Source organism: Methylomonas lenta (assembly GCF_001644015.1).
Taxonomy (GTDB): domain Bacteria; phylum Pseudomonadota; class Gammaproteobacteria; order Methylococcales; family Methylomonadaceae; genus Methylomonas; species Methylomonas lenta.
In genome coordinates this window covers 1-23,580 of sequence record NZ_LUUI01000044.1, presented here as the reverse complement: position 1 = coordinate 23,580, position 23,580 = coordinate 1, and the positions used below count along the sequence as shown (strand labels likewise).

Sequence of the window (23,580 nt, the reverse complement as noted above, 5' to 3'; positions counted from 1 at the left end):
CAGGAGCATTTCAATGCGCTTAAACGACGAAATTGTCGCAGAAATACATTTATTATCTTTATTTAACTTAGTATCACATCAGGAAGGTGTGAAAGTGCATCATGATGCTGAGCCAAAAATGATCGAGGCCGCCCAGCGCTTATTTGACAAAGACCTGACTACGCGAACGGATGGTGGTTATCTTACCGATTTAGGTCTGGAAGCGGCCGAGCATGCACAAAGAGTGTTGACTATATTGGGTGCTAAAAAATCATCTGATTAAGCTACTCTACTGTTAAATCACGAAGAATTTTAAGCCATTATGCTTTTCTCACTGGTAACCAGAGTGTGAAGGCATAACTAAAGCGTTTAGATTTCTTCGTGCTTTTCTCGAGGGATTTGGAAGAACTGAAGAGAAGCGGATATCGGTTGCAGTTGGGTGATTGTGGCGATAATGAAACTGAAAATTTGAATCAAGGTTAATTTATGAGCGACTCATTGCATATTGTATGTCCACATTGTTCGGCTACCAATCGCCTGCCCAATTTGCGTCTAACCCAGGCACCAAAATGCGGGCAATGTCACCAGTCATTGTTTAACAAACAAGCTTTGCAGCTAACCAACAGTAATTTTGATAAACAATTAACTCGTAATGATATTCCGTTGTTGGTCGACTTTTGGGCCGATTGGTGCGGGCCATGCAAAATGATGGCGCCTGCTTTTACCCAAGCGGCTCAGATGCTGGAGCCCCATGTAAGGCTAGGTAAACTAAACACAGAAATGGAAGCTGCAATCAGTGCTCGATACAACATACGTAGTATCCCAACCCTGATATTGTTTCAAAAAGGTAGGGAGCTTGCGCGCCAAGCGGGTGCAATGAGCGCACAAGATATTGTGAAATGGACAAAAAGTCATTGCCATTAAAAATATGAATACCGGACCAGTGGGGTCAGATATTTTAGAGCTAAGTTTTATTAATTGCTGTGCTAGCGTCAATACTGCACAGCAAACCCATCAGCAATTCGTTGCATTGTGTAATTACTCGTATCATACCCCTCCTTTATGTAGTCCCTGTCTGGATTCTGTTGTCAAGTAATTTTAAGCGCGATTACTCTGTTTTTGTGAGGTTAGAAGGGTAACTCTAAAGCCCTTTGTTTGAGATCTTGCCAAAGACTGAGATTTTCGGAATTGCCCGCCGGGTTTCCGGATGCCTTATTTTTTGCCAGCCATAAACTACTGCCATTGAAGCTATAAACTGGCAATAAGTCGGTGCGTTCAGTTGCAGGCATTATTGAGGCAAGCAGATTGTCTAGTACAAATGGAATGGCTTGTGGCGATTCGTAATAGGTTAAAACCATATGAGCTTGATTCAATGTTAACGATTTGACATAGGTAATACGCATTTTGTTCTCAGCGATACCCATTTCAAGTAACGTATAGTATTTGGCAATCGAATAATCTTCACAATCACCGGCACCTTTTAGTAAAAACTCAATAGGCGTGGCCCAATAGTCGCTTTTTTGCCACAAAATGCTGTCATCGATAAATGCAGTGTTCTGATTGAAAAAATCATTCACACTTTTGAGTTTTTCCATCTCCGGCATGTCAGCCCCCTTGCCAATTAAGTTCTCCCAAGTCTCGATGCGTTGACGGGCTTCAGGACCAAAACGAAGCTGGATTTGTTCGAGTATTGCGCGTTCAAACTCCCTGCCATTAACGTTATTATTGCCAATAATCAAAACAATCAGCACGATGTGAAAAGGCTTTAGCCAATTGACCATAGACACTTTATAGACTGGTCCAGAGGACGCTCATGTTTTTTAAAGTATCCCTATCTTTGGCGCTATGCACATTTTCGGCTAACAACACGGTGTCGATTAGATTGGCCAAAGCTTGCAAGGTGGTAACGAAATCTTGCTTTGGCGGGCTGTCGCTGATGCCGTTAGTCAACTCCCGGGCCAAGCGAATATAGTCCGGGTTAAGTTTTTTTAACAGTTCTGCAGATAAATTTCCGCTTTCAAAGCGTTTGATCATGACTTTGCAGTCAAAGCGATGAAGAGAGGTAAAAAACTCATGACAAATAGCAAAATCTTTACTAATCGCATAAGCAGATAAGCTGAAAATTAATTTTTGCGCGCAGTGCGTGTTTTGCTGGATTTGTTCTGTCAGCCAACTGCGAAAGCGGGCATTGTTTATTGAATAGGGTGACACATTAACCGCTAGAAAATGCGATTGAGGATTTTGCTGAATACGTTTTAAGACCGTACTGATGATAAATTTGTCTATATCGATAATTCTGCCGGTGTTTTCGGCGATAGCGATAAAGGGTGCTATTGGAACGGGTTTGCCTTGTTGGACGGCTACTTCGATAGCAGCCTCTTCCATCAGTAGACTCTGAGTTTGTATGTTTTTGATCGGGTCTTTGAGTATGACCGAATAACCGACGCAGTCGATAGTGTTTTCAACCAAACTAACCCATTCTGCTATATCTCGTGCCGAGATATTTTGTTTGCGAATAAAGTAACGGTTGGCACCAATCAGCTTGGCTTGTTCGTAAGCTTCGTTGGCCGCGTCCCAAATCTGTTCCAGTGAGTCGGTTTGCGAAATCGGTGTTGCGCCGATATGACTAATATCCGGATAATGATATAGGTTGCCGAGTTCAGAATACGTTTTGCTCAGTTTATCGGCCAGTGTATCAATATCATCAAGATGGCAATTTACCACCAGCAAGCCAAACTCGGCAGCATGAAAACGGTATGCCGTTAGTTTGTGAGGGGGGGATTGTTCAGTAGTTAAATCTTGTAAAACTTGGGCAAAAGTTTGCAGATAACGATCTATAGTTTGGCTGTCTCTTAGTTTGGCCAATTCCTGCAAACCGTCGAATTTTATCAGTACAAAAAATGCTTCGGTGCTATCTTTGTTTAATGCACTCACATCATTTTCAAATGCAGATTTTTTGGGTAAGCCGGTGAGGTCGTCCTGTAATAATTTAATGCCTAGCGTTTCTAGTTGTTGATTCAAGGCGGAAAACGCGTTTTGCAGCTTATTTGACATGATATTCATGGATTTAGCGACATTTCTAATCTCGTCTGTCCACGGTAATTTGTTGATCGTCACAAAATCACCATCGGCTATCGCCAGTGCCATTTGATCGACCTTTCTCAATGAAGCTAAGCTTATTCGCAACGTTAGAGAGAGCAATAGGAGTGACCCGAAAAAGGCCGACAGAGAATAATAAAAGGTAGCTTTAGCCTGGCTATAAAGCTTTATATAAGCATGGGCCGGATTCACGGTCACATAAATGATTCCACCAATCTGCCAGCCGGAACTGATTTCGCTGGTCGCTGTTGCTGGCTCTAGTTTTATATAATCTACAAACCAACCAGGAACGCCTTCAGCCTGTGGTTCATTTTTGAGTGAGACCAGCTCGACATTGTTTCCTGTCGATAACCTGATTTCCTGGTAATAACCCATGTCGAAAACAGCGCTGATCATGCTGTTGATGGTTGGGTCATCTGGATGTTTTATATAAGGAGAAAGCGAAAGTCCCAGGGAAGTAGCTGTATTTTGCGCATGGATTTTTGCCTCTCCCTGCAGATAATCTTTGATGTTTTTGATGCTTAAAATTAAGTTAAGTGTGAAAATCAATAAAAATAACGTGGAAATTAATACGTGGAGTTGCTTTGAAAGAGGCATTTGTTTTCCAGTAGTGTAACGAAGGTCAAATAAAATTTATTCGGCAGCGCCTATATTTTAGCTCGAAGACTATTTGATCGTATCTCGATAAATGATGCAGGTGCATGTTATGAAAATTCAGAATAGAACAATAATCGCAACAGCAGTGCTGATGGCATTGCAAGGTTGTGCAACAACGAGTGAAGACGTTTCGTTACAAGAGGCCGATTTAACCAAAACATTACCGCCTGCAAGTGCCGGCATTTCATCTGAACCACAATATTTTTCTTCGGCACAGGAAGCGGCTAAAGCACTGTCAGGATACAATTATGGGCTGGTTAATCTCCCGGATGGCAGAGTTCAAGCGTTTGTTTCAGGGTATGTGGGTTCAGGTGCTGATAATGCTATCACGCCAGTTGGCTTAGCAAGACAAAGTAACGATACTGTAGTTGCTGAGCTTGATCAAAAAGGCGACGAAACGCCTTTTCCAGAAATTAGGCTGAGCGAGAAAAAAAATGGCCAGGCCGCCATAGACGCTTTGGGTGACAAACTTGATGAAGTGGCGGCATCTTACAAAATGTCACCGGAACGCTTACAGGAAATATTACAGACTGATTCTACGGCCTGGATAGATGAATCCGGTCGCTTGCTATACATTGACTCACATGCCGAAACACCCCCGGATCAAGTTCAGGAGGTTACCGCAGCAGCTGAAAGCAGTAGTACGTTTTCTACGATTGCAGCGACATCTGAGCCTTTTGCTTTACACAGTAAACCCGGTTCCAATCGGTTGATTTATTTGGATTTTAATGGGCATGTAGTGACCAATTCTGCCTGGAATAGTGGCACATTGACGGCTCAACCCTATGATACAGATGGTAATCCGGCAGCTTTTAGCAGCACCGAGCTGAATAATGTCAAGGCAATCTGGCAAAGGGTTGCAGAAGACTATGCGCCCTTTGATGTGGATATTACTACCGAAGAACCGGCGCTAAGCGCATTACAACGGACCAGTAGTGGCGACATTCAGTATGGTACCCGAGCAGTGATCACTCGGTCTATGCCGCAGTTATGTAACCAGTCTTGCGGTGGGGTCGCTTATGTCAATGTATTTTCCTATTATTCATCAACTACACCGGAAAGATATCAACCAGCCTGGGTTTTCTTTGATAAATTGGGAAATGGCTATCCCAAATATGTGGCCGAGGCTGTTTCCCATGAAGTTGGGCATAATCTGAATCTGAATCACGATGGTAACGCGACCACCGGTTACTATACTGGACACGGTAGCGGTGCAACGGGTTGGGCGCCCATTATGGGGGTTGGTTATTATAAACCCGTCACACAATGGAGTAAGGGTGAATATCCCGGCGCCAATAATTTACAAGATGATATTGCGGTAATTCATGCCGCCGGGGCTGCGTTACGGCCTGATGATTTCTCCAATACGATCGCCAGTGCTTCACCTTTAGCTGGCAGCGCTAATGCAGTCAATCAAACAGGTATTGTCGAGCGTAGTTCTGATGTGGATGTGTTTAATTTTTCTACCGGAGGAGGTAGTGCGCAGTTTACGGTAACGCCAGATTCACTGGCTCCAAACCTGGATGTTTTGCTGAAAGTGCTCGATGCACAGGGGAAAGTGATTGCCGAGGCAAATCCTGTAGACAGTTTATCGGCTTCGGTAAGTTTGTCGTTAGCTCCCGGTCAATATTTCCTACAAGTAGAAGGCGTCGGTAAAGGTGATTTGAGCACGGGTTATTCCGATTATGGCAGTATCGGGCAATATCAGATCACAGGCAATTTTCCAGCAGGTTCGTTATTAGTTTCACCATCGGCCTCTTTGTCGGCGGCACCTGCATCCGGAGAGGCTCCATTGACTATAACCCTTGATGGTAGTAGATCTAGTGATAGCGATGGCACCATTCCCGGCTATAGCTGGAATTTTGGCGATGGGTCTACAGGGTCAGGTAAAGCTACTACCAGTCATGTGTATCAAACGCCCGGTACTTATACCGCAACCTTGATAGTAACGGATAATAGCGGCTTGACCGATATTGCGACTCAGACCATTCAGGCGACTCAAGCACCTGTCACAACCAATATGAAGTCTGTCAGAATCAATGTAACCCGTAAGGTCAAGGGCACAAGTTCTCAATGTGTTGCCAGTGTATTGGTAAATTACGCTGAGGCGCCAGTAAACCGTGCAATCGTATACGGATATTGGAGTGGCTCGGCTACGGCAGACAAAAAACAATTTATTTTCAGTGCTTTAAATAGCGGTGTAAGCGGCAATACAGGGCTGGCAAACATTACCAGTTCTCTAGTACCTAAAAACTCTAAAGGTAGTTGCGCTTTTACAGTCACCAATATTGTTAAGCAAGGTTATGCTTATGAAGGTAGTGGCGAGGTTACTGATAGCTTTAGTTGGTAAGCTAATATTTAGTGGTCTTCTGTTCGGGGAAGGTTTGTCTAAGTCAAGCGAAGACAAACTTTCTCTGAGAGAGCAAGTTTATGAATGTTTATATCCATTGATTGTACATTCGGCGCCAATGCTGCTCTTGAGGTTTATTGAAGTTATCCGATTCGTTCAATATCGGCCATCCTGTTGTTTTATTTGACAGACAAATCTTGAGGTAGTCATGGCTAGAATTTTAGTGGTTGGTTGCGGTGATATTGGTTACCGGGTGGCGCAGGCATTACATGAGCTTGGTCATGATGTGACTGGCCTTAAAAAACATACGCCAACCAAAGCGGCGCCATTTCCCATTATGGTTGCTGATATTCAGCAGACTTCTGCATTGGCCTTATTACCCACTGATTTTCAACAGGTTTTATTTATTGTTTCAGCAGGCAGTCGTCAAGCAGACGCATATCAAATGCTCTATCAGAATGGCTTGCATAATTTGCTGTCACATTTTGCTATATCTGGCCATTCACCCAGCTGGTTGATGGTGTCTTCCACCAGTGTCTATGGACAAAATCAGGCTGAGTGGATCGACGAAAACAGTGAAACAAAGCCAATCTCGGCCAGTAGTCAATATCTGTTGGCGGCAGAGAAAAGTTTATTGCAACTAGATGCCAGGCATTGCGTGGTTAGGTTTTCGGGTATCTATGGGCCCGGGCGCGACTGGTTGTTACGACGAGCAGCGAGTGGCGAAAGCATTCAGCAGCAGCCACCTAGCTACACTAATCGAATTCATCAAGACGATTGCGTCGGCGTGTTGGTGTTTTTAATGCAAAAACAACTAGCTAATGAAGACTTAGAGTCTTGCTATATTGCTAGCGATAACGAACCCGTGCCGCTGTGGGATGTCATGCACTGGATTGCGCATCAGTATGGATTACCCGAGCCAAACGGATTAATCATGCCCGCTGATGCTCCTCAAAACAAACGTTGCAGCAATGCCAAGTTAGTCGCGTTGGGTTATCAATTTTTGTTTCCAAGTTACCGAGACGGCTATTTGAAACCCGCCTAATAATCTAATAAAAGCCTGATCTATAGGGTTGAGAAAATACTTTTATTTTCCTGCTTAGGATTTACTCATAAACTACTTCCCGCTATCAAAGCCCATCGTGCCGGCGGGCATGACGGGCTTTTTCAATTGTGGAGTATAAGTCCAGCCTACTTTCTGGCTTAAGCTAGACCCACATAAGGGTTGTTGCGCATTTCTTCGGCAAAGGTCGACATGGGGCCATGGCCGGGGATGAAAGCGACGTCGCCGCCTAGTGGCCATAGTTTGAGTTGTATGGAGTCGATCAGGGTTTGATAATCGCCGCGTGGGAAATCGGTGCGCCCGATTGAGCCTTTAAATAACACATCGCCGACGATAGCCAGGCGCTCACTCGGGCTAAAAAACACCACGTGTCCAGGCGTATGGCCTGGGCAATGGATGACTTGTAAGGTTTCATGGCCGACGTTTACGCTGTCGCCATCGTTAAGCCAGCGCGTGGGTTTAAAACTGTCTGTTTTCGGGAAGCCAAACATTTTGCATTGTTCTGGCAGGGCTTTAATCCAAAAATCATCTTCTTGTTGCGGGCCAATAATCGGTAGGTTCAATTGTTTTGACAGTTCTGCAACGCCACCTACATGATCCAGGTGACCATGTGTTACCAGTATTGATTCCAGTTCTACTGCTTGCTCTTTGACGGCCTGCAGCAGTAGCTCCAGGTCGCCACCCGGATCGATCAGCGCGGCCTTTTGGGTTTGCTCGCAAACCAGCAAGGTGCAGTTTTGTTGGTAGGGTGTGACTGGGATGATGGTATAGCGCATGATAGGACTTAACAGAGATAAGCACACCAGACTTAGCCGGTGTGCTTTTGGTGGATTAAATATTCAACAGCAGGTGAGCCGGTGATTCCAGGCTTTCTTTGATAATGCCTAAAAACTGCACGGCTTCTTTGCCATCGACTAAGCGATGATCGTAAGATAAGGCCAAATACATGATGGGCCGAATGACAATTTCGCCATTTTCCACGATAGGTCTGTCTTTAATAGCATGCATGCCCAAAATTGCACATTGTGGCGGATTGAGGATGGGGGTGGAGAGCATGGAGCCGAAAATGCCGCCATTTGTAATTGTAAAGGTGCCGCCACTCAAATCTTCCACGCTGATTGAGCCATTTCGAGCTTTGCTGCCAAAATCGTGTATACCTTTTTCGATACCGGCAAAGTCGAGTTGATCGGCGTCGCGTAAAATCGGTACGATCAATCCGCGTGGGGTGGTAACCGCAATACCAATGTCGTAATAACCGTGATATATGATGTCGTTGCCATCGATGGAGGCATTAATAGCGGGAAAACGTTTTAGGGCTTCGATAGAAGCCTTGACGAAAAACGACATAAAACCCAGTTTGACATTGTGTTTAGCTTCGAAGCGATCTTTATATTGGTTGCGTAAATCAATGACAGATTTAAGGTTGACCTCGTTAAAAGTTGTCAACATAGCCGCGTTTTGCTGTGCTTGTAATAAGCGTTCAGCGACTTTGGCGCGCAGACGGGTCATGGGTACGCGTTGTTCCGGCCGCAAGCTGGCAACTGCCGTAGCTGACAGTGGTGCGTGACTGGTTTCAGGAGCAGTTTGGCTGACGATTTCCGGATTTACTTCGGTGTCGCTTAAATACTCCAGGATGTCGGTTTTTAAAATTCGACCATGTTTGCCTGAGCCGCTGATTGTGTTGGGGTCAATCTCATTTTCCGCCACCAGTTTGCGTACAGAAGGACTCAAAGGTGCTTCTGTAGTAGTAACAGGTTTGGCTGGCGCTACTTTTTGTTCATCCAGCTTGGCTAATAACTGACCGCCAGTCACTGTTTCGCCAGCTGCTTGGCTAATTTCTGTCAAGACGCCGCTAACTGGCGCCGGGACTTCCAGTACCACTTTATCGGTTTCAAGGTCCGCCAGATTGTCGCCTGCATTCACCCAGTCGCCAGCTTGTTTGTGCCATAACACCAAGGTGGCATCGGACACGGATTCGGGGAGGCTGGGAACCAGAATTTCAAAACTCATGTTTTTTTCCTACTTTGATGCCATAAAGGGCAGTGTGAACGACGTTTTTTTGTTCGCTTAAGTGGCTTTTGTAATTACCTACGGCCGGTGAGGCTGAAGGGACTCGGCCCGCGTAAATAATCGGGATATTATCATCGATAATGTCAATAAAATGGTGTTTACTTTGATACCAGGCCCCCTGGTTTTTAGGTTCTTCCTGGCACCAGGCTACCAACTCAAGATTGGGGTATTTATCGATTTCATTTTTAAAATACTCATTCGGGAAGGGATATAGCTGCTCGATGCGGATAATGACGACATGTTTAAGATTATCCTCTCGGCGGGTTTCCAGGATATCGTAATAGACTTTGCCGCTGCACATGACCAAGCGAGTAACGTGGTAAGGATCGACATCGTCAATTTCCCCGATCACGGGCAAAAAACCACCTGTTGTTAATTCATCCAGGCTGGATACGGCGAGTTTGTGTCTGAGCAGGCTTTTCGGGCTCATGACTATCAAGGGTTTGCGATATTGACGTATTAATTGCCGGCGTAGTAAATGAAATATTTGTGCGGGTGTGGTCGGATAACAAACCTGTATATTTTGATCGGCGCATAATTGTAGATAGCGTTCCAAGCGAGCGGACGAATGTTCCGGGCCTTGGCCTTCAAAACCATGCGGTAATAGCATGACTAAGCCGCTAAGCTTGCCCCATTTGGTTTCTCCGGAACTGATGAATTGGTCGATTACTACTTGAGCACCGTTTGCAAAATCGCCGAATTGGGCTTCCCAGATTACCAGCTTGTCAGGCTCTGTAGAGCTATAGCCGTATTCAAAACCCAGTACCCCGGCTTCAGATAGCAAGGAGTTAAAAATTTGGGCATGACCTTGGGTTTCAGTCAGGTGTTTCAAAGGAATTAAGCTGTCGCCCGTTTGTTGATTGAGTAATATTGCATGCCGATGCGAAAACGTGCCGCGTCCTATGTCCTGACCGGTTAATCTGACATGATAGCCTTCAACCAGTAGAGTGGCGTAGGCCATATTTTCGGCAAACCCCCAATCCATCAAAATTTCACCGTGAGCCATTTTGTTACGGTCATCCATGACTTTGGCAACCCGAGAATGCAGCTCAAAGCCTTCAGGGAAATCTTGCAAGCGTGTGTTGCAAAACTGTATTTGCTCCAAAGAAACTGCTGTGTTGGCTGCCTGATCCCAGTCTTGATTAAGATATTTGTCCCAGCGGGCGGAGTAGGAATAATTGCCATTGATGACAAGCGGACGAGATACCACTTGGCCTTCGCTCAACCTTTGATAATACTCTTCCTCCATCGCGTTCACTGCTTCTTCAGTGATTACGCCGTCATTGATCAGTTGTTGCGCGTAGAGTTGACGCGTTGAGAGTAGGTTGCGAATTTTTTGGTACATCATGGGCTGAGTAGCCGCCGGTTCATCTGCTTCATTATGGCCGAGGCGGCGGTAGCAGATTAAGTCAATAACAACATCCTTATGGAATATCATGCGATAGTCCAATGCCAGTTGCGTAATGAAGGCTACGGCTTCAGGGTCATCGCCATTTACGTGGAACACCGGCGCCTGAATCATATTGGCAACATCGGTGCAATATAAAGTTGAACGAGCGTCGAATGGGTTACTGGTGGTGAAGCCAATCTGGTTGTTGATGACGATATGAAACGTGCCGCCAGTATGGAACGCACGTGTTTCGGACATGTTTAAAGTTTCCATCACAATGCCCTGGCCGGCAAACGACGCATCACCATGAATCAATACGGGCAAAATGGCGTCGTCACCGCCTACACCATGTCTATCCTGTCGGGCTTTAACCGAGCCTTCAACCACCGGATTGATGATCTCTAAATGTGATGGGTTGAAAGCCAGAGTCAAATGGATGGGGCCGCCCGGTGTTGTAATATTAGAAGAAAACCCCATGTGGTATTTGACGTCGCCGGTTATAACGCCGGGGGAGGATGTATGCGTACCTTCAAACTCGCCAAACAGCGCCGCAGGGTTTTTGCCCAGGACGTTAACCAGCATATTCAAACGACCACGATGGGCCATGCCGATGACAATTTCTCTAACTTTGTTTTCACCCGCGCGCTGAATTAGTTCATCGACGATAGGGATTAGGGATTCGCCACCTTCCAGAGAAAAACGTTTTTGCCCGACATATTTACGATGCAAATATTTTTCCAGGCCTTCAGCGGAGGTTAACAGTTTTAATAAACCGATACGTTTTTCCGGATGACTGGCATAGTCAGGTTTGGCGCCCTCCAATTTTTTCCTGATCCAGTTTTTAGGTTCGGTATCGACAATATGCATGAATTCGCTGCCGATACTGCCGCAATAGATTTCTTTTAGAGTTTGGATGATAGTATGCAGGGGTAGCCGGTCTATGCCGCATAAGCCACCGGTATCAAATACGGTTTTCATGTCCGCCTGAGTCAAACCGTAATAAATAGGTTCCAGATCAGAGGGCATGACTGCGGTGTTGCCAAGTGGGTTGTTACTGGCAATCTGATGACCTTTGACGCGGTAATGATTGATCAGACGAGCTACGGCAGACTGCTTTTTGACGCTTTGTTCGGTAAAACCTTGCATTTTGGCGAGTTTGCCGGGCTCGGAAATCGCTAGTTTTTCAAAGCGTTCAACAATAATGCTATGCGGCGTGTCGTCCTGGGAATTGCAATGAATTTCATCAAAACGTTGTCGCCAGTTACTGGAGACTGAGTTAGGGTCATTCAGGTATTGTTCATAGAGAAATTCTATATAACTCGCATTGCCGCCATACAATGCCGAGGATTCTTCAAATAATTTAAGCAGGTTGCTCATATACCATCCAGGTTTTCAGCAAGTGATGCTCATTATGGTAGAGCTAAAATGGTATATTACCAAGGGAAAAATGTAGTAAAAACATGCGCTCAAAGCTTAGAGTCACGAGTCGCAATTTTGAAAGTAATTAAGAGATCCAGCATGGCTGACAATAAAGTGGTTATTAAAATAAATTACGATAAGGACAGGCACAGAAAGGCGCTCATCGATCCTAAAATGGTGACTGTTTGGCATACTCGGCGCATACTCGGTGCTCTAATTGTATTGCTTGTACTGGTTTATGCTATTTACGGGCTTTTTTCCGGTGAAAATACAAATCAGCAGCCTGCACAATCTAGCGAGATACTAAAATCATCTTCAACAGTGACACCCCAGCCAGCGGAAGCTATAAAACCGGAAATGATACAGGCAGCACCGCAGCCTTTAAAAGATACCAAGCAAACACCTGTTGTCAATCAGCTGGAGGCTGCCAGCGAGAAAGTGGCTGAGGCCAAAAGACCGGCGGCGATTATTTTTGATAAACGGGTAATTAGAGCATCTATTAATACAGCACCCAAAAGCGAAGAGCCTGGCGATGCCGTTAAATTGCCAGTGCATATTGAACATAATAAATCGCTAGAGTTGTTTTATTTTAGCCAAATTAAAAACATGAGGAGTAATGTTTTATTTCATCGTTGGTACAAGGATGGGCAATTGGTACATAAGAAACAGTTCACTGTTAAAAGCAATAATGCAAAGCTAATATCTAGTAAAAATTTTACGGCTAATGATGTAGGCGAGTGGCAGGTGACGTTAGTCAATAACAAAGGCGATTCACTTAGTGAAGTTAATTACTCAGTTAGAAAATAAATTAGTTGTTTGTTATAAATTAAATTGACGTTACAATTAGTTTGGAAACTTTAACTTTCGAGGAAAACATGACTGACTTCAATAATCTCTCTGAATCTGAATTACAAGCTCATATTGAGAACGCTGAAAAAGCTCTGAAAGAAAGACAATCTAGCAAACGCAAGGAAGTGATTGCAAAGATAAAAGAATTGGCCGCTTCAATTGGTGTTTCGGTTGAAATTAGCGATAGCGATAAAAAAACCGAGCGAAAAACCGCTAAAGTAGCCGCTAGATACCGCAATCCTGCCGATGCATCACAAACCTGGACTGGCCGTGGATTGGCGCCTAGGTGGATGCAAGACTTATTAGCGGCAGGCCGCAATAAATCAGAGTTTGAAATTAAATAACGCTAGATTCATTTCTGAGTAAGTCTGTCCAGCTTCGCAGGCGGTCAGCCACCCATGCACCGTCATCCAAAGTTAGGTCATGACCAGCCCAGGGATGAGTATGTAATTGGAGTTGCCATTTTTTAGCGATGGCTTCCGAACAGGACGGGGCGACTAAGCGATCGCCTCGACTATTCAATAATAATACCGGCGCCGCTGGTTTTCTATCTTCCGGGCGGTAGCAAGCCGCTGCGGTGATTTGCCTAAAACTATTTTTAAAACTGACCGGCCTTTCAGCTTGGATTCTTGCCCATTCCTTTGCCGTTTTTTCATACTGGGCGCGATTATTCGCGACATATTGGATAACTGCTAATTCTCTTTTAAATCTATTTGACTGCGTAATTAATTTAAAAAAATTGGCATAGCTTTGCCAGCGTAAGCGATGATAAAAAGGGCTTAAGCTCGCTTGGCTGGTATTGATTAAAGCGGCTGCACAGATATCTTCCGGATACTTTAACATCCACTCCCAGGTCACCATGCCGCCTAGCGATAAGCTTAATATAGTAAGCGGCTGTTTTAACAAATTCAGCGACAATGCCTGCGCGCGCACGGATTCGGTGATTTTATTTATATTGCAGGGACTGGTTTCTTGATGACGCTGACCAGTGCCGGGTAGGTCTAACGTGTGAATTTGCGCCAAAGGGAAATGCGATTGTAATAAGGGCAAAAACTCACCCCAATGTCCCGCTTCCCTTGCTAGCCCTCTGAGTAATAGCCAGTTTTGACCCATCGCGTTATGCATACCAAAGGTTCAGGGCTTGTTGTTTGTGTAAATCACTTTGCTGGCTATTTAATTGTGTCCATTGTGTTGGATACAGTAAGCTGCGATAGAGAAAATCAAACAAGGTAAAGTGTCTTCTAAGTATTCTTTGCTGGCGATGCGGCAAGAGGGGATGAAATAAGCCATGACGTTGAAATAAATGTAACGGGCTTTTGCGTAGCCATAACCAGGAACCCATTTCCAGTGTCAATGGCATAAAGACGCGCTGTTCAGGGGCTGTTTGCATAAAACACTCGTAAAGATAATCCCATAAATCGCCATTGATGACATATTCCTGACTCATGGGTTCGATTTTATAAAAATGATTAGGATAACAGGCGTCAAAGCTTTGTTTTAAAGCGTGAGCTTCGCTGATGCCGGGAAAAGGTTTATTACTGGAAGCATACGGAAACCACAAACGGTCATGGATGCCAAAACCGGAATGCAAATCCAATGCAATCGACAAGGGTGCATTGAATAAATGTTGTTTAACCACCTGACATAATGCCTGGGCTTCTACTTCCATTTTTGTGCTGTCACCACGATACCAGGGTAATTTTGGGCTGAGTCTATGGCCGCTGTATAGTTTAGTGTTGCCTACGCCTTCGATAGGGGCGTTTCGCATCAAGTCGACGCCATTACCATTACTTCGGGTGCCTCTGAATACCCCAACTGGATTGATGATAGGCATAAATACCAAGCGGGATTTCTCTAATCTGGCAGAAAACTCCTCGTCCCATTCCAGTAAATGAATGATGGTTTGCAGATAAGACAAAATCACTTCCGAGCCTATTTTTTCTAAACCATGCACGCCACCAAAAAAGGCCAGCACGGGAACATTAGGCTGCATTGAGCCCAGTACGATGCTGTAGATAGGGAATTGCCGGTTTTTATAGGGTATATGGCTAATAATTTCTGTTTTAGCTCGATTGCCCAGCTTTGCAATCAATAATTCCAGTAACTCTAGTTCAGCAAACGCGATATCCGACATCCTGATAATTAATGTGTGAGCGTGGTTTCGATATAACGCTGGCGTTTTTTGGGGGCTATTTTGTCAATTTCCACCATGATCAGGCCATCGATGCAGTTATTAAAATCTGGATCAACATTAAAATCGATAAAATGACAGCCTTTGTCGACACATAATTCTACATACTGCTTATAAAGCGTCGGGACTTTAACGCCCAGTTTGCGCAATTCGCTATTCAAAATTTTAAAACTGGTTGAATAATCGCTATTAAATTCTTGCGTCGCAAAATACTGAGATTGCTCGGAAATCACAAAAGGCGTCTTGGCTTTGGCTGTCGGTAATTCAGAGCCGAATTGCTGTTTATAAAAACCGATGATGAGTTCTTTGGCTAATGGTGGATAGGCATTGCTGATACTGACTGGGCCAAACAGATATTTAATATCCGGTTGCTCACGTAAATATGCGCCTATGCCGTACCATAGATACTCCAAGCTATGTTGCCCCCAATAACGAGGCTGCACAAAACTACGGCCTAATTCCAGGCTATAAGGTAGCAAAGCGGTAAAGTCACTATGTAAATCAAACAGTGTGTGGGTATAAAAGCCTTCGATGCCATGGCTGTGAATGATTTTTGGGCCTTCACCTATCCGATAGGCACCGACGATGTCCAGTGCATGATCGTCCCACAGCACAATATGGCTATAGTAAATGTCAAACTTGTCCAGATCCAGCGATAGGCCAGTGCCTTCTTCCACAGTCCTAAACGTCAATTCCCTTAGTCGAGCAATTTCCTGCATGACAGGGCAGTCATCCTGGAATTGATAAAGAAAAATCTTTTTGCCATCACGGGTTTCGCCGAGCAAGCGTGATTGGAATAGAGCTTTTTTGACAGCCTTGGTGTCAACCGGATGCGCCACAGAAACTACCGTATCGAACAGCGGCGTTTTATGCTTTTTACCCAGGTTTAAAACGTGTTTACGAAATCGTTGGCTTAATTGTTTGTTGGTTTGTTCGCTTGCTTTGATGACGATATATGGAATCGGAGCGCCAACTTTGAACTTGATTTCCTGGTTTTTTTTATTAAACATCTCTTTAACCAGCAGCATGGTGCCCAGCGGCTTATAGAGTGTGGACATGCTGTAAAAAAATGCTGAATTCTTGGCTTTGATATAAATCGGCAGAATAGGGCTGTGGGTTTTTTTGGCGAGTTTAATAAATCCATTTTGCCATTTGCCATCACGAATACCTTTGGGTGTGATGCGCGAAACTTCGCCAGCCGGAAACATAATCACGGCTTCCTCGTTTTCTAAGGCATCCAGCATGGCTTTATAGCTATCTTTTAAGGCCTTTTTGTCCGACAGTACGTCTACGGGCAGAAATATGGATTTCAAAGGTTCCATGTGTGAGAGTACTCGATTGGCGACTATGCGCACATCCGGCCGCACAGATCGAATCAGTTTTACCAGTGCCAGTCCATCCAAGGTGCCGATTGGATGGTTGGCAACAATTAATAATCTGCCTTCTGAAGGTATATTGTTATAAGAAAGGTTGCTGACCTGGTATTGAAAATTAAAGTAATGCAGCAATTTATCCAGAAAAGCAAACCCACGTAGATGCTGGTTATTACTGATAACCGCATTAAAATCAGATTCGTGTAATAAACTTTTTAAGGCCTTAATTGCCAGTTTATTGTGATTGCCTAATTTAAAGTTAGGGTAGGTTTCCTGCAATATGCGTTCAGCATCGATCATTAATATTGATCCAGTAAGATTTTTTAGGATGAGGCGATGAGGCTATCAATTGGCTGCATGGGAAATATCGGATAAGTTGCATACAGCTTAATCAAACAACGTGACAGGAATGTTACAAGTTAAGGGCTTATGATAGATGGGAAGAGCAATGCTGCGTTCAGACTGATCTGGCTTAAATTACACCAGGATAGGTCGTTAATCATAGCTATCCTATCCGACCTAAATCGAGTGATCTTGATTTTGATTTAAGATGTAATTTCGATAGGGGGGATTAAAATGTATAGGCTGGATAACCCCCGCGTTCACAGGGCTTTGCCAATTGCGAATTTGATGAATATCTCAAAAGGCCGATATCCGCCAGTATTGCGACCAAAAAATCAAGTAACGCCAGGGCTTTTATTTTATAATGGCCGGCAGTTTGCGGCTGGGAATTTAGGCAGGGTAGGGCTCACCGCATCTTAGACTACTTAATTGATCCGAGAAAAATAAATCATGAAAAACCTGAATGTTGCTTTGGTAAGACTGTTACAGTTTGTTGTGTTCGTATTGTTCACTTTCTTCGTGTTGGTGTATTTTGGCACCATGATTCTGTTGCCTTTGGATCTTGTCGTTTTATTGACTAAGTTTCTTGGTTTCTTGGGTATTGGCTCAGTATTTGGCGCTATCCTTGCCGTGCCTGTGGTGGCTTATCTGGGTAAAATTGTCTACAGTATGCCTGGTTTGATTCAAATGATCGTTGATAACGGCATCGATTTGGTGAATGTGGGTAAACAGAGAGTAGAAGCGTTCAATAAATTGGTTGAAGCAGCTAGATAGTTTGTTATGGTTAGAAATGAAAAAGGGGCTTTTAAGCCCCTTTTTTGTGTCTGTGGGATTGTTCGATATTTTTAAATGATCACATTTCACTGATCTGTTCAGCAAATGCGGCAACTTGTTCCCAGTCGGTAAATTCAATCGTGGCATTTGGATCGGTCGGCCCATGTGTTATCCACATGATCAGACGAATCATAAAACGATCGAAGAAAGTGTAACTAGGGTAATCAATTTTGCCGGCAAAAACAGCTAGATGCTTAGGTTGCCAGGCAATACGTTTTAGGAATTTTTGCAGATAGGGGTTGGTCTCTGGTCGACTTTTCTCGGGTTTGCGCGCCACCACATTAACTGAAAAAAAAGCGTTGGGTTTGCTATCCAAAGCGGCTTTATTGTTCTGAATGAAATCAACAATCTTAGGGCTATGTTTGCCATAACGGATGCTGGCGCCCAGAATAATTTTGTCGTAAAGCGCTAAATCAACTTGCTTAGATTCCTCGACAGAAATCAGCGTAACGCGTTGTTCTGCCAATTGAATGATTTCTTGTAATCTCTGGCATATCTTTACAGTTTGGCCGTCGTGACTGGAATAGATGATTAGGATGTTTGTCATTTTTGTCTCTATCTATTGGATAAATAAGCTGCGGCCCCTTGCATTGAGTACATGATATGCTTACAGCAACTGAATATCAAAGGGGACAGAGCAATGGGACGGTACGATTTAACTGAAGAAAAAAGCTATACCGGGGTTGTAATAGGCCTTATTTTGCTTGTATTAGTCGCAGGTGGTGGGTGGTTTTTTTGGCAAAAATCAAACGCGGAACCTGATGAAATTCAAACGCTTAGTTTACCCGTCTTACCCAGTGGCAGCGACGTCAATCAGGCAGCAGATGAAAACCTGTCCAACGATATAAATCAAACCGATGCCGTGGTGTTAGATGAGACTGTTTTGCCGGAACAGACGGTTGCTTTACCTGAATTATCCAGCAGCGATGAGGCATTTCGTGAAGCAGTGATTGCTATTTCGCCAGGACTTGCGCCTTGGCTGAAACAAAATCAACTGATCAAGAAATATGTACTCATCGTAAATGACTTTTCCCAGGGTTTATGGCTGGAAAAACACATGCGATTTCTTAAGCAAAAGCAAGCTTTTGTTGTGGAGAATACGGCTAGTGGTTTGGTTATGTCGAAAAAAGGATATCAACGCTACGATACATTGGCAGCGGCAATCGATGCGGTGAATGTCAATTCTGCATTGGCAACATACCTAAAATTTAAACCATTATTACTACAGGTTTTTGCCGACTTTGGTTATCCTGCAGAGCGTCCACTAGACGATATCTTCTTGAAAACAGCTGCACAAATCTTGGCGGCACCGGTGATTGAGCAGCCAATTCCGTTAGTAAGACCTTCGGTATTTTATAAATATGCTGATAAAAAATTGGAAGCATTAAGCCCCGTAAGCAAGCAGATGTTGCGTATGGGTCCTGAAAATACCCGCATTATTCAAAATAAAGTTAGGCAGTTGGTTGAGGTGTTGGTTAACATGAAAGAGTAAGACTGTCCTCCTTTGGATGCCGTTAAATTCCACCGTTCTCGCCAGAAGAGAAGGGTGGAATAGCCTTAATTTTAACTGGCGCTGAATAGTTGCTCTAAAAATTTGCTGGGTTATTAAAGTTTATTATCAAGCCGTCTTTTCTAGCTTCCTCATTTCCACAGGTGCGCATCTGCCTTTAGAAGAAACTTTGTCGTAGACTTCATCGAAGGCTTGCTGGCAGTATGGCAGCCGTTGGCGCAACAGGTCGTAGTCGGTATGGTCGAACATGGTCCTAAATTCTTCTCTGCTCATGGAAGTTCTGGCATATAAGGCTTGGTAGCCTTTATGTTGAATAACAAACTTTTCCAGCAATGGCAGTGCAATGGCATTATCAAACTCTTGTTTGCTTGGAGTGCCGTAGGCTCCGATATCGACATACATTTCGTCCACTGTACCTTCTGCCGTTTTGAAAGGATGAACAAAGCCGGGTTGTCCATTGTTATCTTTGATTGCCATGGGCGAAAGCCACAAGGGATATAGGCTGAAATGTTCTTCAAAATAGAGAATCGATTGTTTCAAATAGCGGATAGGCATCAGCATATCCTGAATTACATGGAATTTTTCCCTCAACCTTTGAGTGGTTTGGGTTTCGGTGTATTTTAATAATTCGATGCGGGGCGGTAAGGCCCAACCCAATAAAGCGCGAAAAACAGGGTGATTGCCAAAAGGAATAATTTCCTCCATGGCCCAAAAGTAACCCCGGGTGTGTCGATGAAAATAATCCCGTACTGGTAAATATTCAATAGCTTCCTTTCGCTGCTTTAAGTAAGTTTCTACATGCTTATAAAACCACGGTTTGTACCATAGTCCTATGGCATTTAGAGGTCCGTCTGTGTCTACTGTATCAGTAAACTTTCCGGTCATGATGACCGCTTGCTCGCTGCTATAAACCAGCCCTTCTATAAAATCATTATTTTCGGTGTTGGCGCATGCTTGCGCGAAATTTTCGACCATGGAATCCAGACTGTAAACGGGCTGGTAGCAAAGTCTCACATATTTTTTGACGGGGATAATTTTTAATTCAGCAGCCACCAGAAAGCCTAGGGTGCCATGGCTCCATGGAATCTGATAAAACAGGTCAGGATTAGACGAAGCGCTACATTTCACCAACACGCCTTCTGCCGTTACGATTTCGAAGGCTACACAAATATGCTGGAATAAGCCATATTTGTGACTACTGGTTTCTATGCCGAAGCCCATAATCAAGCCGCCCACCGTCAAACTGTCCAACTCCGGTACTACCGGTAGTGTCCAGCCTTGTGATATCAAACTGCGTGAAATCTGACCCATGGTGGCTAGTGGCTCAACCCTAATTATTTTGCGTTGAGTGTCTATCTCAAGAATGTCGTACATGTCGATATTGATTTTTCGGTGCGACAGCTTGTATTTAGGCACCAGCTCACTCATGGTTTTCCAGCCTGACCTTGCAGTGCAAAGTTTTTGTCCTGCGCCGTGTGTTTTCCAGTCCTCGATTTGGCGAATTACTTTTTCAACCCTGGTTTCGTGTTTTGCAGGGGCGCTTTTCAGTTGGAAGGAAATCCAGTTGCGGATAGTAGAGTAGGCGCCGTAGACTGCCGAGATTGGTAGTAGGCATAGAGTGGCGAATATACCTCGGTAATGGGTCAGTATATGTTCGAATAATGACTGCGCTTTTGTCATTGCGTATTTCCTGAATTAACCAATAATATGAGATTTACCGGCTTAGTCATAGGTTGTCGTAACAAGGGTTGCCGGAAAATTCGCCCTTGCTATCGCCGAGCAAACTTATTCAGGTCTGATTTTACGATAGCCTCAGCCGGGTATAGGCAACAAAAGCCCTATAGGTAAGCTTATGAACCAGCTGTCCGCTAACTATGCCAAAATTAATAATCTTCAGTCAATAGGGTTCTAAATCCAAAGGAAAAGGCAAGAACCCAATGACTCGCGGGCTTGTTTATTCCTTTTGCTTATCTGGAGTTACAGGGGCCAGTTCAATAATCAATATTTCAGCTTCTGTGGCGCCAATATTCTCCACCGTCATTTCTGATCCTGTTTCCCAAAATACTTTTCCGGGACCAAAAACATTAGTTTCTCCATTATCTGTAACTTTCAATTTTCCTTTAATGACATAACGCGGGCCAGGTCCTTCATGGGTATGTATCGGCGTTTTATAGCCTTTTGGAAATTTCACATGTATGACATTTGTATCCACCGTATTCGATGGCAGGGTTGTTCTTTTTTTAAATAATGATTGACGGGAAAATTTATTAGCAGGTTCTTGGGTGTTTTCTGCATGTGCTCCAAACGTAATTAGCCCAAGAACAGCAACCAGATAAATAAAATGCATTTTTAGTCTCATGTTTTCCCCCTGAAATTAACGAATCCAATTACGATAAGCTGTAACCGAGTCAAATGTCCAGATCAGGGCGTAAAATTTATTGGCTCTTGATAGACGATGGCGCTTTTTTGCGGCCAGAATTGTATTTATCTGTCGTCTGGATCGTGATCTAAGGAACGCCTGCGAAATAATTTCAACACCTTGTCCCTTCCCCCTCCGGGAGAGGGCTAGGGTGAGGGAATTAAATGATCGAGTTAATTCGCGCGCATTCCTAAGGAACTTCAACTGTCACAGAAAGTCAGATTTATTTAGATAGTTGAATGGTGGTGTTTCTGTGGCTTAGACTGGCATTTACACCAATTTTTTTTATGCTGCATTATTCCTGAATTAAAACCGGGTTAATGCTTGTTCAATCGACTCAATTTGGCATATGCTCAAAATCTATAAACGAACTATCCATATCGGTACGCCGGAACATATTCAACGACTGGATTCGTCAGCATACTACGGGCAAAAAAATTCTGTTTCACAACGGATTTCTAGTGCGCTGACAATACCAGCGATGATTGCGGGTGCTATTTTGGGAACACTGATGTTCTCAATATTGTTTGCCGTGCTTTTGATTCCAATGGGAGTCATAGGATTTAGAGCTTGGCGTTTAATGAAAATTGCAAAACAACAAGCCAGAGATCAGAGCATAGATGCTGAATTTACAGTGATTGATGATAGGGATAATCAGTAAACTATTTAAGACGAAGCAGTGATTTTAATGATTTGATCTACGCCCGAACCAACTGATACCATGAATGCGCACGACATGAATTGGCTACTCAGCGCCTTAATCCAGTTGCCGTTCATGATATATAACGCTGACGCGTTCGTTATCCAGACTTTCTAATACAGTTTGGTTTTCATGCACATCGAAGGCTGCCGAATGATAATGGGCAAATAAACCGTCTATGGAGGGTGGACAGACAGGGTAATGCTGTTGTCCACTCAACCCCGTTTTAAAGGCTTTATCCAGCTGTCAATAGTTCAGCAGTTTTTACTCGCAATCGGCAAAACTAGCCTCATGGTTCACAACCGATCCTAACCAGTGTAACTAAACTCAGCAATCCCTATAAGAAATGCAGTGCAATCATCACAGGTAAAAAGAAAGTTATGCTTTTAGCATGATGGTCTCAACCCGGTTGGCGGTGTCGATATGAATTTTGTCTTCCTGAGCTAACCAGCCGATGCTGCGTTGGATAACTTTTTCTTCCTCGCTAAGCGCAGCAAGCAATTTGGAAACAGGCGTAGCACCATTTTCAGACAAGTAATGCCAAATGCTGCCTGCTGTTAAACCGACGCGCTCAGCGATGGGTAAGTTTGCTGCTGCCGCCCCCGATTTGGATGTCACGCCTTCTACCTTTGCAGGGGTGCGAGGTTTTGGAGTAGGTTTTTTAGGCGTGGCATCAGTAACAACGGGTTGTTCTGCTTTAGCTTCGGCCTGCTTTTGAGCTGGTTTAGCCGAGCTGGTTTTTTTTGGTGTTGCTTTGCTGATTTTTGGGGCAACTGACTGTTCGACAGCAGTGGCTGTTACTGGTTTTTCAGAGGTGGTTTTAGATTGTTTCATAATTAGACCATTAATATAGAGGATGATAAATTAGTATAAACCATTAAAAATCTGTGTATTACAAGGTTTCACAACATAAATGATTAATTGATATTCAATTCACCTGAGCTATCAATGTATTGCTTATTCAAGTAGGGCTCTATTCCAACAGAGCTTTAGCCTCTTGCGAGTAGTAGTGGCAAAATCTCTATAGCAGTCGGCATCAAGTCATCTCGGACGCCAGTTTTATTTTAACCAGACAGTATCGTATGCGTAAGATAAATTTAAAGTTCAGCATTTCCTGGCGCTCCATTGGCCTACATTGATGAGATTGTAGCTTTGAACAGTCCATTACCACTTCCCGCGATTATCGAGATCTGCCTGAAGGCTGTTCATATTTTTAACGGAATTCTTGGAGCCCTGTAGTTGCTCAATGCCATTAAGTTAAGAAAAAGCACCCTCTCCTGCTGGAGAGGGTTGGGGAGAGGAGATTTATAATAAGGCAAAAAAGCTTTATTTAAT

Annotated in this window: 22 protein-coding genes; 9 read left to right on the top strand and 13 right to left on the bottom strand. The window is 43.9% G+C overall.

Features of this window, described 5'->3' with window-relative positions; all coding sequences use genetic code 11:
- Positions 1 to 13: 13 nt before the first annotated feature.
- Positions 14 to 262 carry a TIGR02647 family protein gene (locus A1359_RS02865; RefSeq protein WP_066977717.1) on the top strand — a complete coding sequence of 83 codons (249 nt, stop codon included), beginning with the start codon at positions 14 to 16 and terminating at the stop codon, positions 260 to 262.
- A 203-nt stretch (positions 263 to 465) separates the two neighbouring features.
- On the top strand, positions 466 to 903 hold the full coding sequence (trxC, locus tag A1359_RS02860; protein WP_066977714.1) for a thioredoxin TrxC: 438 nt from the start codon (positions 466 to 468) through the stop codon (positions 901 to 903).
- Between the two features lie 203 nt (positions 904 to 1,106).
- On the opposite strand, the gene A1359_RS02855 is transcribed toward trxC, so the two are convergent.
- Positions 1,107 to 1,760 carry a transglutaminase-like cysteine peptidase gene (locus A1359_RS02855; RefSeq protein ID WP_066977711.1) on the bottom strand — a complete coding sequence of 218 codons (654 nt, stop codon included), beginning with the start codon at positions 1,758 to 1,760 and terminating at the stop codon, positions 1,107 to 1,109.
- Between the two features lie 7 nt (positions 1,761 to 1,767).
- Positions 1,768 to 3,675 carry a LapD/MoxY N-terminal periplasmic domain-containing protein gene (locus A1359_RS02850; protein ID WP_066977708.1) on the bottom strand — a complete coding sequence of 636 codons (1,908 nt, stop codon included), beginning with the start codon at positions 3,673 to 3,675 and terminating at the stop codon, positions 1,768 to 1,770.
- Positions 3,676 to 3,784: 109 nt separating this feature from the next.
- Between A1359_RS02850 and A1359_RS02845 the strand changes: the two genes are divergently transcribed.
- Positions 3,785 to 6,085, top strand: coding sequence for a PKD domain-containing protein (locus A1359_RS02845; protein ID WP_066977705.1), 2,301 nt, complete (start codon positions 3,785 to 3,787; stop codon positions 6,083 to 6,085).
- Positions 6,086 to 6,293: 208 nt separating this feature from the next.
- The gene (locus tag A1359_RS02840; RefSeq protein ID WP_066977702.1) at positions 6,294 to 7,130 is read left to right on the top strand and encodes an SDR family oxidoreductase; all 837 of its coding nucleotides are present in this window, start codon (positions 6,294 to 6,296) and stop codon (positions 7,128 to 7,130) included.
- A gap of 158 nt (positions 7,131 to 7,288) precedes the next feature.
- On the opposite strand, the gene A1359_RS02835 is transcribed toward A1359_RS02840, so the two are convergent.
- Genes A1359_RS02835 through A1359_RS02825 form a run of 3 tightly spaced genes read right to left on the bottom strand, consistent with a single transcriptional unit; the run spans position 7,289 to position 11,985 of the window.
- Complete coding sequence (locus tag A1359_RS02835) at positions 7,289 to 7,924, bottom strand: MBL fold metallo-hydrolase (RefSeq protein WP_066977699.1); 636 nt, start codon at positions 7,922 to 7,924, stop codon at positions 7,289 to 7,291.
- Positions 7,925 to 7,979: 55 nt separating this feature from the next.
- Positions 7,980 to 9,158 (bottom strand): 2-oxoglutarate dehydrogenase complex dihydrolipoyllysine-residue succinyltransferase, encoded by a 1,179-nt coding sequence (odhB, locus tag A1359_RS02830; protein WP_066977697.1) that lies wholly within the window; start codon positions 9,156 to 9,158, stop codon positions 7,980 to 7,982.
- On the bottom strand, positions 9,148 to 11,985 hold the full coding sequence (locus A1359_RS02825; protein WP_066977694.1) for a 2-oxoglutarate dehydrogenase E1 component: 2,838 nt from the start codon (positions 11,983 to 11,985) through the stop codon (positions 9,148 to 9,150). The genes odhB and A1359_RS02825 overlap by 11 nt, the downstream gene beginning before the upstream one ends.
- A 141-nt stretch (positions 11,986 to 12,126) precedes the next feature.
- Here A1359_RS02825 and A1359_RS02820 point away from each other — a divergent pair, with 141 nt between their 5' ends.
- Both A1359_RS02820 and A1359_RS02815 read left to right on the top strand, forming a co-directional pair.
- Positions 12,127 to 12,834 (top strand): DUF2914 domain-containing protein, encoded by a 708-nt coding sequence (locus A1359_RS02820; protein ID WP_066977691.1) that lies wholly within the window; start codon positions 12,127 to 12,129, stop codon positions 12,832 to 12,834.
- A gap of 68 nt (positions 12,835 to 12,902) precedes the next feature.
- A complete protein-coding gene (locus A1359_RS02815; RefSeq protein ID WP_066977688.1) occupies positions 12,903 to 13,220 on the top strand; it encodes an H-NS histone family protein in 318 nt (105 codons plus the stop codon).
- Here A1359_RS02815 and A1359_RS02810 read toward each other — a convergent pair.
- The 3 genes from A1359_RS02810 to A1359_RS02800 are packed head-to-tail and all read right to left on the bottom strand — an operon-like array spanning position 13,213 to position 16,740.
- The gene (locus tag A1359_RS02810; protein WP_066977685.1) at positions 13,213 to 14,001 is read right to left on the bottom strand and encodes an alpha/beta fold hydrolase; all 789 of its coding nucleotides are present in this window, start codon (positions 13,999 to 14,001) and stop codon (positions 13,213 to 13,215) included. The two genes, A1359_RS02815 and A1359_RS02810, sit on opposite strands and share 8 nt — an antisense overlap.
- On the bottom strand, positions 13,994 to 15,010 hold the full coding sequence (locus A1359_RS02805) for a M14 family zinc carboxypeptidase (protein WP_066977682.1): 1,017 nt from the start codon (positions 15,008 to 15,010) through the stop codon (positions 13,994 to 13,996). The genes A1359_RS02810 and A1359_RS02805 overlap by 8 nt, the downstream gene beginning before the upstream one ends.
- 8 nt (positions 15,011 to 15,018) lie before the next feature.
- Positions 15,019 to 16,740 (bottom strand): lysophospholipid acyltransferase family protein, encoded by a 1,722-nt coding sequence (locus A1359_RS02800; RefSeq protein WP_066977679.1) that lies wholly within the window; start codon positions 16,738 to 16,740, stop codon positions 15,019 to 15,021.
- A gap of 492 nt (positions 16,741 to 17,232) precedes the next feature.
- On the opposite strand from A1359_RS02800, the gene A1359_RS02795 reads away from it, so the two are divergent.
- Positions 17,233 to 17,556 (top strand): hypothetical protein, encoded by a 324-nt coding sequence (locus A1359_RS02795; RefSeq protein WP_066977676.1) that lies wholly within the window; start codon positions 17,233 to 17,235, stop codon positions 17,554 to 17,556.
- A 79-nt stretch (positions 17,557 to 17,635) separates the two neighbouring features.
- Here the strand turns inward: A1359_RS02795 and hemG are convergent, their stop codons facing one another.
- Entirely contained in the window at positions 17,636 to 18,163 is a 528-nt protein-coding gene (hemG, locus tag A1359_RS02790) for a menaquinone-dependent protoporphyrinogen IX dehydrogenase (protein ID WP_066977673.1), read from the bottom strand.
- Positions 18,164 to 18,256: 93 nt separating this feature from the next.
- On the opposite strand from hemG, the gene A1359_RS02785 reads away from it, so the two are divergent.
- The gene (locus A1359_RS02785) at positions 18,257 to 19,108 is read left to right on the top strand and encodes a DUF3014 domain-containing protein (protein ID WP_066977940.1); all 852 of its coding nucleotides are present in this window, start codon (positions 18,257 to 18,259) and stop codon (positions 19,106 to 19,108) included.
- Between the two features lie 126 nt (positions 19,109 to 19,234).
- On the opposite strand, the gene A1359_RS02780 is transcribed toward A1359_RS02785, so the two are convergent.
- Together A1359_RS02780 and A1359_RS02775 are read right to left on the bottom strand one after the other, a co-directional pair.
- The gene (locus tag A1359_RS02780) at positions 19,235 to 20,806 is read right to left on the bottom strand and encodes an FAD-binding oxidoreductase (RefSeq protein WP_066977670.1); all 1,572 of its coding nucleotides are present in this window, start codon (positions 20,804 to 20,806) and stop codon (positions 19,235 to 19,237) included.
- Positions 20,807 to 21,080: 274 nt separating this feature from the next.
- Complete coding sequence (locus tag A1359_RS02775) at positions 21,081 to 21,485, bottom strand: cupin domain-containing protein (protein WP_066977667.1); 405 nt, start codon at positions 21,483 to 21,485, stop codon at positions 21,081 to 21,083.
- A gap of 409 nt (positions 21,486 to 21,894) precedes the next feature.
- On the opposite strand from A1359_RS02775, the gene A1359_RS02770 reads away from it, so the two are divergent.
- Positions 21,895 to 22,206 (top strand): hypothetical protein, encoded by a 312-nt coding sequence (locus A1359_RS02770; protein ID WP_066977664.1) that lies wholly within the window; start codon positions 21,895 to 21,897, stop codon positions 22,204 to 22,206.
- Positions 22,207 to 22,302: 96 nt separating this feature from the next.
- On the opposite strand, the gene A1359_RS22205 is transcribed toward A1359_RS02770, so the two are convergent.
- Positions 22,303 to 22,464, bottom strand: coding sequence for a hypothetical protein (locus A1359_RS22205; protein ID WP_157200441.1), 162 nt, complete (start codon positions 22,462 to 22,464; stop codon positions 22,303 to 22,305).
- A gap of 159 nt (positions 22,465 to 22,623) precedes the next feature.
- Entirely contained in the window at positions 22,624 to 23,079 is a 456-nt protein-coding gene (locus A1359_RS21765) for a winged helix-turn-helix domain-containing protein (protein WP_083960464.1), read from the bottom strand.
- Between the last annotated feature and the right edge of the window lie 501 nt (positions 23,080 to 23,580).

What these genes read in the sequence shown, in the direction of transcription:
- A1359_RS02825 (WP_066977694.1), bottom strand. Translation starts at nt 11,985, where the DNA reads ATGAGCAACCTGCTTAAATTATTTGAAGAATCCTCGGCATTGTATGGC.
- A1359_RS02785 (WP_066977940.1), top strand. Translation starts at nt 18,257, where the DNA reads ATGGGACGGTACGATTTAACTGAAGAAAAAAGCTATACCGGGGTTGTA.
- hemG (WP_066977673.1), bottom strand. Translation starts at nt 18,163, where the DNA reads ATGACAAACATCCTAATCATCTATTCCAGTCACGACGGCCAAACTGTA.
- A1359_RS21765 (WP_083960464.1), bottom strand. Translation starts at nt 23,079, where the DNA reads ATGAAACAATCTAAAACCACCTCTGAAAAACCAGTAACAGCCACTGCT.
- A1359_RS02865 (WP_066977717.1), top strand. Translation starts at nt 14, where the DNA reads ATGCGCTTAAACGACGAAATTGTCGCAGAAATACATTTATTATCTTTA.
- trxC (WP_066977714.1), top strand. Translation starts at nt 466, where the DNA reads ATGAGCGACTCATTGCATATTGTATGTCCACATTGTTCGGCTACCAAT.
- A1359_RS02780 (WP_066977670.1), bottom strand. Translation starts at nt 20,806, where the DNA reads ATGACAAAAGCGCAGTCATTATTCGAACATATACTGACCCATTACCGA.
- A1359_RS02795 (WP_066977676.1), top strand. Translation starts at nt 17,233, where the DNA reads ATGAAAAACCTGAATGTTGCTTTGGTAAGACTGTTACAGTTTGTTGTG.
- A1359_RS02805 (WP_066977682.1), bottom strand. Translation starts at nt 15,010, where the DNA reads ATGTCGGATATCGCGTTTGCTGAACTAGAGTTACTGGAATTATTGATT.
- odhB (WP_066977697.1), bottom strand. Translation starts at nt 9,158, where the DNA reads ATGAGTTTTGAAATTCTGGTTCCCAGCCTCCCCGAATCCGTGTCCGAT.
- A1359_RS02845 (WP_066977705.1), top strand. Translation starts at nt 3,785, where the DNA reads ATGAAAATTCAGAATAGAACAATAATCGCAACAGCAGTGCTGATGGCA.
- A1359_RS02800 (WP_066977679.1), bottom strand. Translation starts at nt 16,740, where the DNA reads ATGATCGATGCTGAACGCATATTGCAGGAAACCTACCCTAACTTTAAA.
- A1359_RS02775 (WP_066977667.1), bottom strand. Translation starts at nt 21,485, where the DNA reads ATGAGACTAAAAATGCATTTTATTTATCTGGTTGCTGTTCTTGGGCTA.
- A1359_RS02815 (WP_066977688.1), top strand. Translation starts at nt 12,903, where the DNA reads ATGACTGACTTCAATAATCTCTCTGAATCTGAATTACAAGCTCATATT.
- A1359_RS02850 (WP_066977708.1), bottom strand. Translation starts at nt 3,675, where the DNA reads ATGCCTCTTTCAAAGCAACTCCACGTATTAATTTCCACGTTATTTTTA.
- A1359_RS02840 (WP_066977702.1), top strand. Translation starts at nt 6,294, where the DNA reads ATGGCTAGAATTTTAGTGGTTGGTTGCGGTGATATTGGTTACCGGGTG.
- A1359_RS02820 (WP_066977691.1), top strand. Translation starts at nt 12,127, where the DNA reads ATGGCTGACAATAAAGTGGTTATTAAAATAAATTACGATAAGGACAGG.
- A1359_RS02855 (WP_066977711.1), bottom strand. Translation starts at nt 1,760, where the DNA reads ATGGTCAATTGGCTAAAGCCTTTTCACATCGTGCTGATTGTTTTGATT.
- A1359_RS02810 (WP_066977685.1), bottom strand. Translation starts at nt 14,001, where the DNA reads ATGCATAACGCGATGGGTCAAAACTGGCTATTACTCAGAGGGCTAGCA.
- A1359_RS02835 (WP_066977699.1), bottom strand. Translation starts at nt 7,924, where the DNA reads ATGCGCTATACCATCATCCCAGTCACACCCTACCAACAAAACTGCACC.
- A1359_RS02770 (WP_066977664.1), top strand. Translation starts at nt 21,895, where the DNA reads ATGCTCAAAATCTATAAACGAACTATCCATATCGGTACGCCGGAACAT.